Genomic DNA, 12,331 nt, shown 5'->3' with positions numbered 1-12,331 from the left:
CACCTCTGCGCCGCCAACCACCGCAACCGGCGGGGCGGTTCGGGCGCCCTTCGATGACCGGAGCCCCGACCACAGTGACCATCCCGCTACCGGCGCACGCACCCAGGACCGCACCCGCGCCGCCGCACCCGCGCTCCGGGGGCGGCGGCGCAGGCCGGTGCCGGTCCTGTCGGGTCAGCGCCGGCCCGCGCCGGTCACCACCGACCCGTCGGGTCACTGCCGGTGCGCACCGGTCAACGCCGGCCCGCACCGATCGGTGTCGGTCGGCGCCGCGTCACTACAGGCCGAGGACCGACAGCGCGGTGGTCCAGTTGGTGGCGATGGCACGCTGGGCGGCCACCAGCCCGACCTGGTGCGCGCAGACCGCCTTGTGGAGCTTGTTCTCCACGGTGTCCTTGTTGCCGGCCGTCTTGCCGTTGACCGCGTAGCGGGGCTCGGGCCACAGGTTCTGCGGGCTGGTGGGGTTGCCGCCGATCTCCAGGGCTATCAGGTGGTCCTCCTCGTAGTCGGAGGTGTTGGTGTCCTGGAAGCCGTACTGGGTGATCTGCTTGATCTTCAGCGGGTTGGTGTACGAGGTCGGCGGGCGGACCGTGGCGGTGTAGCCGGGAGTGCAGATGGTGGAGTCGATGTTGGCCTGGGTGACGGCCGGGTTGACGGCTCCGGGCTGGCACCGCGAGTCGGGGAGCGGCAGCTGGGCCTGGCTGCAGGTGGGGGTGACGGGCCGGGCCGCGGCGTCGGCGGCACCGGCGCCGAACACCAGGCCGGTGGTCGCGAGGGCGAGGGCGAGCGCGGGCAGTCTCCGGGCGCTGGACATGGGGGTCTCCTGTGGGGAGGGAGTCGATTGATGGGGCCCTTTCAAACACAGGGCCGAACCCATGACAGCAGAACCGGGTCTATGCGAGTAGATCTCGCACAGTGAATATCTGATGATCGATCAGGAATGCTTTCACCAAGCGTTGGTAGTCGAACCGGGCCGCAGGGACGAACCGGCGACTCCTCACACAGCCGAGGTCGAGCCGCCCCCGACCCAGCCGCGCGGCCGCGGCCGTCGGCGCACCAGCTGCCGGATCTCCAGCTCCACCGGGACACCACTCCCGGCGAGGAGATCCTTCAGCGTCCTGGCCAGACGCCGCGAGTCCGGCCGGTGCCGGACCAGATGCGGGTTCTCCACTCCGTACCGCATGACCAGCCGGACGGTGAAGAAACCGCCAGCAGGCCGCCGGTCACCGGGGTACGGCAGGACGGTCCACTGAACCAGCAGGATCCGCTCCAACTCGGCGATCGGCAGCCAGCCGCCGGGCTCGCCCGCGCGCACGAACCGCACTGCGGAGGGGGCCTCGGCCGGGGCGAACTCCACTCGGCGGAGCTGCCGCAGCACCTCCCGCGCGGTGCGCACCCATACGACCGCCACTCCGGCGGCCACCGGCACGGCGGCGATCGACAGCGCGAGCGTTCTGCCGGTCCCGAGCGCCAGCAGCACCGCGGCCACCGGCACCACGGCCGGGACCAGCAGCAGCAGACTCAGCAGCGCCGGCCCACCGCTGCGCAGCACCTGCTGGCGCGCGAAGCCCCGCGTACCGCCGCCGCTGCGGAACACCAGGGCGGTCGAATCGGGGCCGCGCTCCAGCATGCTGTCAGCACCCATACCCCCAGCGTCCCCGCCGGGGAACCGCCACGCAAGGGGAGTGCTGACACACCGTCGGACGGCGGACGGCCAGCGCCGGCCGCCCGCCGCCGAGCGGGGATCAGTGCGCCGCCGTCTCCCAGTTGGCGCCGACGCCGACCGAGACGTCGAGCGGGGCGCGCAGCGGGTACGCCCCCGCCATCTGCTCGCGGACGATCTTCTCGGCCTGCTCGTGCTCGCCCGGGGCCAGCTCCAGCACGATCTCGTCGTGCACCTGGAGCAGCATCCGGGTGCGCAGCCCGGCCTGGCGCAGCTGCTCGTCGACCCGGAGCATCGCGATCTTGACGATGTCGGCGGCCGAGCCCTGGATCGGGGCGTTGAGGGCCATCCGCTCGGCCATCTCGCGGCGCTGGCGGTTGTCGCTGGTGAGGTCGGGCAGGTAGCGGCGGCGGCCGAGCAGGGTCTCGGTGTAACCGGTGGCGCGGGCCTCCTCCACCACCCGGCGCAGGTAGTCGCGGACACCGCCGAAGCGCTCGAAGTAGGTGTCCATCAGGCCCTGGGCCTCGGCGGGCTTGATGCCGAGCTGCTGGGAGAGCCCGTACGCGGACAGCCCGTACGCGAGTCCGTACGACATCGCCTTGATCTTGCGGCGCATCTCGGCGTCCACCGCGCCGGGGGCGACCTCGAAGACCTGGGAGGCGACCGTGGTGTGCAGGTCCTCGCCGCTGGCGAAGGCCTCGATCAGGGCCTCGTCCTCGGAGAGGTGGGCCATGATGCGCAGCTCGATCTGCGAGTAGTCGGCGGTGAGCAGCGCCTCGTAGCCCTCGCCGACCACGAAGGCGCGGCGGATCATCCGGCCCTCCTCGGTGCGGACCGGGATGTTCTGCAGGTTCGGGTCCTGCGAGGAGAGGCGGCCGGTGGCGGCGACCATCTGGTTGAAGGTGGTGTGGATCCGGCCCTGCGGGGAGACCGTCTTGAGGAGGCCCTCCACCGTGGTGCGCAGCTTGGCCTGGTCGCGGTGGCGCAGCAGGATGACCGGCAGCTCGTTGGTGGTCTGGGTGGCCAGCCAGGTCAGCGCGTCGGCGTCGGTGGTGTAGCCAGTCTTGATCTTCTTGGTCTTGGGCAGGCCCAGCTCGCCGAAGAGGATCTCCTGGAGCTGCTTGGGCGAGCCGAGGTTGAACGGGTGCCCGGCCGCGGCGTGCGCCTCCTCCACACAGCGCTGGATCTCGGTGGCGAACTGGGACTCGATGGTGGTCAACCATGCGCGGTCGGCGGCGATACCGGTGCGCTCCATCCGGGCCAGCAGCTCGGCGATGGGCAGCTCCATCTCGTGCATCAGCTTGTCGGCACCGACCTGGGCGAGCCTGGTGTCGAAGTACACCGCGAGGTCCAGCACGGCGCGGGCCTGGGTCATCAGCGCCTGGGCACCGGCGGTGGGGTCGTGCTCGGGGGTGTCGAAGGAGAGCTGGCCGCTCTCCGCCGCGGCGGCGGGCGCGAGCGAGCGGGCCAGGTACTCCTCGGCGAGCACGTCGAGGGTGAAGGTGCGGCGGCCCGGCTTGTCGAGGTAGGCGGCGAGCGCGGTGTCGGCGGCCACCCCGGCGATCTGCCAGCCGTGCTCGGCGAAGGCGCGCATCACCTGCTTGGCGATGTGCAGGGCCTTGGGGCGGGTGGCGTCGGCGAGCCAGCCGGCGAAGGCGCGCTCGTCGGCCTCGGTGAGCTCGGCCGGGTCGAACCAGGCCACTTCCTCTCCGGCCGCCAGCGCGATCTCCTGCACCCTGCCGGTGCCGAGCGCCCACTCGTAGTCGGCGGCGACGGCGATCCGGCTCTCCCCGTGCGCCGCCAGCCAGGCGGCCAGGGAGCCCGGCTCGGTGAGCAGTTCGCCCTCGACGGCGACAGCGGGGGCGGCGGCGAGCTCGGCGGCCTCCTCGGCGCCGCCCGGGTCGACGCCGTGGACGCGGTCGCGGAAGTTCGGGTTGCGGAACTCCAACGCCTCCAGGATCTGGCCGACCGCCGCCTTGTCGAACGGCGTACGCGCCAGGTCGGCGACGCCGAGCGGGAGTTCGACGTCCCGGACCAGCTCGGTGAGGATCCGGTTGCGCTTGACCGAGTCGAGGTGCTCGCGCAGCTTCTCGCCGATCTTGCCCTTGACCTCGTCGGCGCGGGCGACCAACTCGTCGAAGGAGCCGAACTGGTTGACCCACTTCGCGGCGGTCTTCTCACCGACGCCGGGGATGCCGGGCAGGTTGTCGGACGGGTCGCCGCGCAGCGCGGCCAGGTCCGGGTACTGGTCGGGCCGCACGCCGTACTTCTCGGCCACCTTCTCCGGGGTGTAGCGGGTGAGCTCGGAGACGCCCTTGGTCGGGTACAGCACGGTGACGTGCTCGCTGACCAGCTGGAGCGAGTCCCGGTCGCCGGTGACGATCAGCACCTCGAAGCCCTCGGCCGCGGCGGCGGTGGCCAGGGTGGCGATGATGTCGTCCGCCTCGAAGCCCTCCACCGACATCCGGGAGATCTTCATGGCGTCGAGCAGTTCGTGGATCAGGCCGATCTGGCTCCTGAACTCGTCCGGCGTCTTGGCCCGGTTGGCCTTGTAGTCGGGGAACTCCTGGGAGCGGAAGGTATTCCGGGAGAGGTCGAAGGCGACCGCGAGGTGGGTCGGCTGCTCGTCCCGCACGGTGTTGGCGAGCATCGAGGCGAAGCCGTACACCGCGTTGGTGGACTGGCCGGTGGAGGTGTTGAAGTTCTCCACGGGCAGGGCGAACCACGCCCGGTACGCCATCGAATGCCCGTCGAGCAGCATCAGCCGGGGGCGGGACCCCGCAGCGCCACCCGACGCACTCTTGCCTGCACTCTGCGTAGCCACGTCAACGTCCGTTCCTGCCGGTTCCACTTCTCCCCACCGATCCTATGGCCCGCCGCCGACAACGCCCGCGAGCACGCGCACCGGCAGCCCGCCCCCGCACGGCCGTGCCGGTCGTACGATCACAGTCAGCAGCGCCCACGACGCACAACGATGTGAACCTCGAACGGCAGGAGCACCATGACCGACGCGGCACCGGTTCTCAAAGTCCCGCAGGACGTCCTCGACCACTTCGCGAAGCTGGGCGTCGACGCGTCCACCTTCACCGGCGGCCACCTCGGCGACCGCCTCGGCATCCGGATCGTGGAGGCGTCCGGCGACCGGGTGGTCGGCACCATGCCGGTCGAGGGCAACCAGCAGCCGTACGGGCTGCTGCACGGCGGCGCCTCGGCCGCGCTGGCCGAGACGCTCGGCTCGATCGGCGCCATGCTGCACGCCGGCCCCGGCCGCTACGCGGTCGGCGTCGACCTCAACGCCACCCACCACCGCTCGGCCACCTCGGGCCTGGTGACCGGCGTGGCCACCGCCGTCTTCAAGGGCCGCACCGCCGCGACCTACGAGATCGCCATCACGGACGACACCGGCAAGCGGATCACCAGCTGCCGGCTCACCTGCATGCTCAGGGATCTCTGAGCGACCCCCGGCCGGCTCCGTCGGCCGGGCAGCGGCCGACGGGGGCGCGGGAAACCGCGCCCCTTCGCCGTCCCGCACCACCCCCACCGGGCTCCACCCCTCCCCCGCGGCCGACCGGGCGAAGAACCCCACCCCTGCAACCGGCCCGGGCCCCGATGGCCCCAACTCCCCAGCCCCGACCGCCTCGTGCGTTCCGCGCGCCCCAAAAGTCCCGGGCCGCACCGCCGTTTGAGTCGCGTACCAGCCGGGCAGCCTCCGCCTGAACCAAGGGCCGCGAGGGGGGCTTCGACCAGGCCGTTCAGGCGACTTGACGTGCCGTCAGATCTCCATGTCGATCCGGACGCACATCCTTCGATATAACGCTGAGTAATGAACGTGAAATCCGGACTTTGCCCCGGTTTTCCTGTTGCACCCCCGCCGCAAACGACCCCGAGTTCCGCAATTCAGCCTGCCCGCACTCCGATATTCGGACACGGCCGACCGGTTACGGCGAACCGGAGTCCGCTGTCCGCATTCCGAACTCCAGCACCACCCAACGGTCTTCGGGCCGCGGGCCGTGATGGCGGCCGCTCCCCGCACCCCGACCAGCGGCATCCCGTCAAATGGGAAAGATCGAAATGCCGGAACGCCACGGCGGATTCCGATAACAAGAGAATCACAGCCTGTCCGGCCCCCTGCCCGAGCTGTCGAACGCGTTCTAGAGTCACGCCCAGTCACCGCGCCGACGGATCGGGCCTGGCCTCAGTGCGCGCCCTGACGCCCCCGCCGCACGTTCGGGCGGGTGCCCTCCGCAGAAAGGGAACCCTCGTGCGTCATCGTTCAACGCTCGTCGTGAGCATCGCAGTCGTGGGAGCACTCACCGTCACGGCCTGCGGCTCACGGAACCACGACAAGGGCGGCTCGGGCAGCGCCGCAAGCGGCACCACCGTCGTCATCGGCGTCGACGCCCCGCTCACCGGCGACCTCTCCGCCCTCGGCCTCGGCATCAAGAACTCCGTCGACCTCGCGATCAAGACCGCCAACAGCACCAACGAGGTCCCCGGCGTCAAGTTCGAGATCGAGGCCCTGGACGACACCGGCAAACCCGCACCCGGCCAGCAGAACGCCACCCAGCTGGTCGCCGACAAGAAGGTCCTGGGCATCGTCGGACCGCTCAACTCCAGCGTCGCGCAGTCGATGCAGCAGATCTTCAACGACGCCAACCTGGCCGAGATCTCCCCCGCCAACACCGGCGTCGCACTCACCCAGGGCGAGAAGTGGGCCAGCGGCACCAAGGTCCGCCCGTTCAAGAGCTACTTCCGCACCGCCACCACCGACGCAGTCCAGGGCCCGTTCGCCGCCCGCTACCTGTACAACGACGCCAAGAAGAGCAAGGTCTTCCTGATCGACGACCAGAAGACCTACGGCGCCGGCCTCGCCGCGACCTTCAAGGGCGAGTTCACCAAACTCGGCGGCACCATCGTCGGCGAGGAGCACGTCAACCCCGACGACCGCGACTTCAGCGCCATCGTCACCAAGGTCAAGAGCTCCGGCGCCGACGCCGTCTACTACGGCGGCGAGTACCCGGCCGCCGGCCCGCTCTCGCTCCAGCTCAAGAACGCCGGCATCGCCGTCCCGCTGATGGGCGGCGACGGCATGCAGAGCGCCGAGTACATCAAGCTCAACCCCAAGAGCCAGGGCGACCTGGCCACCGCCGTCGGCCTCTCCGTCGGAAAGCTGCCCTCCGCCGCCAAGTTCGTCGCCGGCTACGCCGCCGCCGGCTACAAGGACCCGTACGAGACCTACGGCGGCTACTCCTACGACAGCGCCTGGGCCATCATCCAGGGCGTCAAGGCCGTCGCCGCCGCCAACAACGGCAAGCTGCCCGACGACGCCCGCGCCAAGGTCGTCGACGCCGTCCAGAAGGTCAGCTTCAACGGGGTCACCGGCAAGGTCTCCTTCGACGAGTACGGCGACACCACCAACAAGCAGCTCACCGTCTACAAGGTCGACGGCGGCAAGTGGGCGGTGGAGACCTCCGGCACCTTCACCGACTGACCGGGAAACCAGGCCCCGAACCACCCGCGCGGGGGGCGCCGATCCGCCCCCGCGCGGCCACACCCAGCCCGCGCTCACCACGCACTACGGAGGCCGAGCGGTGCACGAACTACCGCAGCAGCTGGCCAACGGCCTGATCCTGGGAGCCCTCTACGGACTCGTCGCGATCGGCTACACGATGGTTTACGGCATCGTCCAGCTCATCAACTTCGCCCACGGCGAGATCTTCATGGTCGGCGGCTTCGGCGCCCTCACCGCCTACCTCGCCCTGCCCGGCGGCACCACCCTCTGGCTCGCCATCCCGCTCATGCTCCTCGCCGGGATCCTCGTCTCCACCCTGGTCGCCGTCGCCGCCGAACGCTTCGCCTACCGGCCCCTGCGCGGCGCCCCCAGGCTCGCCCCGCTGATCACCGCCATCGGACTGTCCATCGTCCTCCAGCAACTCGTCTTCTCCTTCTACCCCAACGCCAAGAAGGCCCGGGTCTTCCCCAGGATCCCCGGCGACCCGCTCCAGATCCTCGGCACCACCATCCAGCGCAGCGACCTCTTCCTGATCGCCGCCGCCCCGATCTGCATGCTCATCCTCGGCTGGTTCGTCACCCGCACCCGCTCCGGCCGCGCCATGCAGGCCACCAGCCAGGACCCGGACACCGCCAAGCTGATGGGCATCGACACCGACCGGATCATCGTCATGGCCTTCGCCATCGGCGCCGCCTTCGCCGCCGTCGCCGCCGTCGCCTACGGACTGCGCACCGGCCAGGTCGACTTCCGGATGGGCTTCATCCTCGGCCTCAAGGCCTTCACCGCCGCCGTCCTCGGCGGCATCGGCAACATCTACGGCGCCATGGTCGGCGGCATCGTCCTCGGCCTCGCCGAAGGACTCGCCACCGCCTACATCCAACACCTGCCCGGAATGCACCTGTTCGGCGGCGGCGCCTGGAAGGACGTCTGGGCCTTCGTACTCCTCATCGTCGTGCTGCTCGTCCGGCCCCAGGGGCTGCTCGGCGAGCGCGTCGCGGACAGGGCGTGACCACCATGAGCAGCACCGAGCCGACCGGCACCACGACCACCCCGGTCCTCCCGATGTCCGCCGGCCCCGCCCGCATCCTCACCCTCGCCGGATCCGCCGGCGCCATCGCCTCCGCCTTCCTCTCCTGGACCTGGACCCCCGACTTCCCCGGCGACCTCACCGTCACCGGCTACCCCGGCGGCCTCCAATGGCTCACCCTCACCGGCGGACTGGTCACCCTCCTCCTCACCCTCGCCCACGCCGTCGGCACCCGCGGCCTGCCCGGACTGCGCTGGCTCAACCCCGGCGACAGCAACAACGGCATCCTCTACGCCGCCCTCGGCACCACCGCCACCACCTGGTTCACCCTGATCGCCATCTCCGCCGAACTCGGCGGACTGGCCAACCTGGAACCCGGCGGCTGGATCGCCGGCGCCACCGCCCTGCTCGCCCTGCTCGGCGCCCTCGGCCTCCCGCTGGACCGCCACCCGCACGGCACCGGCCGGGGCATCACCCGCCACCTCCCACTGCGCCTCGCCACCATCGACCGCCCGCTCCCGGCCCCCCGCGAACTCCCCTCCTGGATCGAGGTGCTGCTCATCATCGCGGCCTTCGCCGCCGGCCTGGTCGCGATCACCTACGGCATCGACACCGACTACGGCGAACTCTTCACCGGCTACCTGCTACTGACCGGCTTCACCGTCGCCGCACTCACCAAGTCCGGCCTCATCGCCCGGCTGCGCGCCCTCACCCTCAAACACCGCCCCGTCACCACCGGCGCCGCCTTCGCCGCCGCCGCCGGCTTCCCGTTCACCCAGACCAGCGACCAGTACACCTCGGTCGCCGCCAACATCCTGATCTTCGCCACCGTCGCCCTCGGCCTCAACATCGTGGTCGGCCTCGCCGGACTGCTCGACCTCGGCTACGTCGCCTTCCTCGGCGTCGGTGCCTACGCCGCCGCCCTGGTCTCCGGCTCGCCCGCCTCCCCCATCCACGTCCGGTTCCCCTTCTGGGCGGCCATGCTGACCGGCGCGGCGGTCTCCGTCGTGTTCGGCGTGGTGATCGGCGCCCCCACCCTGCGCCTGCGCGGCGACTACCTCGCCATCGTGACCCTGGGCTTCGGCGAGATCTTCCGCATCACCATGAACAACCTCAACGGCACCACCGGCCCCAAAGTCACCAACGGCTCCAACGGCATCCCGCGCATCCCCGACCTGGACATCCTCGGCTTCGACTTCGGCGCCACCCACACCGTCGGCGGCGTCCAACTCGGCCGCTTCTCCAACTACTACCTGCTGATGCTGCTGGTCACCGCCCTCGTCGTACTGGTCTTCGCCCGGGTGGGCAACTCCCGGATCGGCCGCGCCTGGATCGCCATCCGCGAGGACGAGACCGCCGCCGAAGCCATGGGCATCAACGGCTTCCGGCTCAAACTGCTCGCCTTCGCCCTCGGCGCCTGCCTCGCCGGACTCGCCGGCACCGTCCAGGCCCACGTCAGCTACACCGTCACCCCCGACCAGTACACCTTCGCCGAAGCCCTGCCGCCCAACTCCGCCTTCCTGCTGGCCGCCGTCATCCTCGGCGGCATGGGCACCATCAGCGGACCACTGCTCGGCGCCACCCTGCTCTTCCTCATCCCGAAGAAGCTGGAGTTCCTCTCCGACTACCAACTGCTCGCCTTCGGCATCGCGCTGATCGTCCTGATGCGGGTCCGCCCGGAAGGCCTGATCGCCAACCGGCGGCGGCAACTCGAGTTCCACGAGGCCGACATCCCCGCCCAGGCGGCCGCCACCGAGACCGCCCCCACCAAGGCAGAGGCACGATGACCGACACCCTTCTCGACGTCAGCGGCGTCACCATGCGATTCGGCGGCCTCACCGCCGTCAACGACGTCTCCCTCACCGTCGGCCAGGGCGAGATCATCGGCCTGATCGGCCCCAACGGCGCGGGAAAGACCACCTTCTTCAACTGCCTCACCGGCCTGTACGTCCCGACCGAGGGCACCGTCACCTTCCGGGGCAGCGTCCTGCCGCCCAAACCCCACCTGGTCACCCAGGCCGGAATCGCCCGCACCTTCCAGAACATCCGGCTGTTCGCCAACATGACCGTGCTGGAGAACGTCCTGGTCGGCCGGCACACCCGCACCAGGGAAGGACTCCTCTCCGCCATCCTGCGCGGCCCCGGCTACCGCCGCGCCGAGGCCGAGAGCCGCGAAAAGGCCATGGAACTCCTGGAGTTCACCGGCCTCGCCGCCAAGGCCGACCACCTCTCCCGCAACCTCCCCTACGGCGAGCAGCGCAAACTGGAGATCGCCCGGGCCATGGCCAGCGACCCCGGACTGCTGCTGCTGGACGAACCCACCGCCGGCATGAACCCCCAGGAGACCCGCGCCGCCGAGGAACTGGTCTTCGCGATCCGCGACAAGGGCGTCGCCGTCCTGGTCATCGAGCACGACATGCGCTTCATCTTCAACCTCTGCACCCGCACCGCCGTCCTGGTCCAGGGCCAGAAGATCGTCGAAGGCGACCGGGAGACCGTCCAGAACGACGAACGGGTCATCACCGCCTACCTCGGCGCACCACTCGCCGAGACCGGCCCCGACCAGGCGACCGGCGCCGCCCCGGTCACCGGCACCGACCCCACGGAGGCAGACCAGTGACCGCACTGCTCGAGGTCGAGGACCTCCGCGTCGCCTACGGGAAGATCGAGGCCGTCAAGGGGATCAGCTTCACCGCCAACCAGGGCGAGGTCACCACCCTCATCGGCACCAACGGCGCCGGCAAGACCACCACCCTGCGCACCATCTCCGGCCTGCTCAGACCAACCGGCGGCAGCATCACCTTCGACGGGCAGGCCCTGCACGCCGTCCCCGCCCACCGGATCGTCTCGCTCGGCCTGGCCCACTCCCCCGAGGGACGCCACATCTTCCCCCGGATGACCATCGAGGAGAACCTGCTGCTCGGCGCGTTCCTGCGCCGCGACCCGGCCGGCGTCACCGAGGACGTGGAACGCGCCTACACCCTCTTCCCGATCCTCGGCGAACGGCGCCGGCAGGCCGCCGGGACCCTCTCGGGCGGTGAGCAGCAGATGCTCGCGATGGGGCGGGCGCTGATGTCCCGCCCCAAACTGCTGATGCTGGACGAGCCCTCGATGGGCCTGTCCCCACTGATGATGCAGAAGATCACGGCCACCATCGTCGAGCTCAAGGCCGCCGGGACCACCATCCTGCTGGTCGAGCAGAACGCCCAGGCCGCGCTCTCGCTCTCCGACCACGGCTACGTGATGGAGACCGGCCGGATCGTGCTCACCGGAACGGGCGCCGACCTGCTGCACGACGAGTCCGTCCGCAAGGCGTACCTGGGCGAGGACTGAACGTGCGCGAAGGGCCCGGCCGTTGCTCGAAGGCCGGGCCCCCGCCAGATCCGGCTCAGCCCTCGGACTGGGCCTCCTCGGCCTTCTTGCGGTCCTGGGCCTGCCCCTCCTCGATCACGGCCTCGGCCACCGCGGCCATGGTCATCCGGCGGTCCATCGAGGTCTTCTGGATCCAGCGGAACGCGGCCGGCTCGTTCAGCCCGAACTTGGTCTGCAGCACGCTCTTCGCCCGGTCCACCAGCTTGCGGGTCTCCAGCCGCTGGCTGAGGTCGGCGATCTCCTTCTCCAGCGCCCGCATCTCGGTGTGCCGGGACACCGCCATCTCGATCGCGGGGACCAGGTCGCTCTTGCTGAACGGCTTCACGATGTAGGCCATCGCACCCGCGTCACGGGCCCGGTCGACCAGCTCGCGCTGCGAGAACGCGGTCAGCATCAGCACCGGGGCCAGGTGCTTCTGGTGGATCCGCTCGGCCGCCGACAGCCCGTCCAGGACCGGCATCTTCACATCGAGGATCGCCAGGTCCGGCTTCAGCTCCTCGACCAGCCGTACCGCCGTCTCCCCGTCCCCGGCCTCGCCGACGACGGTGTAGCCCTCCTCCTCCAACATCTCCTTGAGGTCGAGGCGGATCAGCGTCTCGTCCTCGGCGATCACAATTCGGGTGATCTGGGGCGAGTCGGTCTCAAGCGCCTGGGGCTGCTCGTCGGCGGTGCTCACGTGGCTCCTCGTTCCGGCGGGGACTGCGTGCACGAGCCTACCTAGACACGGTATGTTTGAGTTCACGCAGGGTCGGGGGCA

The 12,331-nt window shown here is 70.4% G+C and carries 10 protein-coding genes; 6 read left to right on the top strand and 4 right to left on the bottom strand.

The genetic code is table 11. The annotated features are described in order from the left end of the window. Positions 1-277: 277 nt before the first annotated feature. From ACWDAK_RS02615 to polA, 3 genes are all read right to left on the bottom strand, one after another. On the bottom strand, positions 278-814 hold the full coding sequence (locus ACWDAK_RS02615) for a hypothetical protein (RefSeq protein ID WP_344636528.1): 537 nt from the start codon (positions 812-814) through the stop codon (positions 278-280). Positions 815-997: 183 nt separating this feature from the next. Next, on the bottom strand, positions 998-1,645 hold the full coding sequence (locus ACWDAK_RS02610) for a hypothetical protein (protein ID WP_344636529.1): 648 nt from the start codon (positions 1,643-1,645) through the stop codon (positions 998-1,000). A gap of 100 nt (positions 1,646-1,745) precedes the next feature. Next, entirely contained in the window at positions 1,746-4,424 is a 2,679-nt protein-coding gene (gene polA / locus ACWDAK_RS02605; protein ID WP_344636561.1) for a DNA polymerase I, read from the bottom strand. A gap of 240 nt (positions 4,425-4,664) precedes the next feature. Between polA and ACWDAK_RS02600 the strand changes: the two genes are divergently transcribed. The 6 genes from ACWDAK_RS02600 to ACWDAK_RS02575 all read left to right on the top strand — a co-directional run bounded on the left by ACWDAK_RS02600 (position 4,665) and on the right by ACWDAK_RS02575 (position 11,535). After that, the gene (locus ACWDAK_RS02600; RefSeq protein ID WP_344636530.1) at positions 4,665-5,117 is read left to right on the top strand and encodes a PaaI family thioesterase; all 453 of its coding nucleotides are present in this window, start codon (positions 4,665-4,667) and stop codon (positions 5,115-5,117) included. Between the two features lie 807 nt (positions 5,118-5,924). Next, positions 5,925-7,154: a branched-chain amino acid ABC transporter substrate-binding protein gene (locus tag ACWDAK_RS02595; RefSeq protein WP_344636531.1), complete on the top strand. Its 1,230-nt coding sequence runs from the start codon at positions 5,925-5,927 to the stop codon at positions 7,152-7,154. 100 nt (positions 7,155-7,254) lie between these two features. After that, the gene (locus tag ACWDAK_RS02590) at positions 7,255-8,184 is read left to right on the top strand and encodes a branched-chain amino acid ABC transporter permease (protein WP_344636532.1); all 930 of its coding nucleotides are present in this window, start codon (positions 7,255-7,257) and stop codon (positions 8,182-8,184) included. A 53-nt stretch (positions 8,185-8,237) separates the two neighbouring features. Next, complete coding sequence (locus tag ACWDAK_RS02585) at positions 8,238-9,989, top strand: branched-chain amino acid ABC transporter permease (protein WP_427393209.1); 1,752 nt, start codon at positions 8,238-8,240, stop codon at positions 9,987-9,989. Beyond that, positions 9,986-10,822: an ABC transporter ATP-binding protein gene (locus ACWDAK_RS02580; protein WP_344636533.1), complete on the top strand. Its 837-nt coding sequence runs from the start codon at positions 9,986-9,988 to the stop codon at positions 10,820-10,822. The genes ACWDAK_RS02585 and ACWDAK_RS02580 overlap by 4 nt, the downstream gene beginning before the upstream one ends. Then, positions 10,819-11,535: an ABC transporter ATP-binding protein gene (locus ACWDAK_RS02575; protein WP_344636534.1), complete on the top strand. Its 717-nt coding sequence runs from the start codon at positions 10,819-10,821 to the stop codon at positions 11,533-11,535. The genes ACWDAK_RS02580 and ACWDAK_RS02575 overlap by 4 nt, the downstream gene beginning before the upstream one ends. Before the next feature lie 55 nt (positions 11,536-11,590). Here the strand turns inward: ACWDAK_RS02575 and ACWDAK_RS02570 are convergent, their stop codons facing one another. Further along, on the bottom strand, positions 11,591-12,250 hold the full coding sequence (locus ACWDAK_RS02570) for an ANTAR domain-containing response regulator (protein ID WP_344636535.1): 660 nt from the start codon (positions 12,248-12,250) through the stop codon (positions 11,591-11,593). Positions 12,251-12,331 lie beyond the last annotated feature (81 nt).

The organism is Kitasatospora sp. NPDC001175, from assembly GCF_053598215.1.
This window is presented reverse-complemented; position numbering and strand designations above follow the sequence as displayed.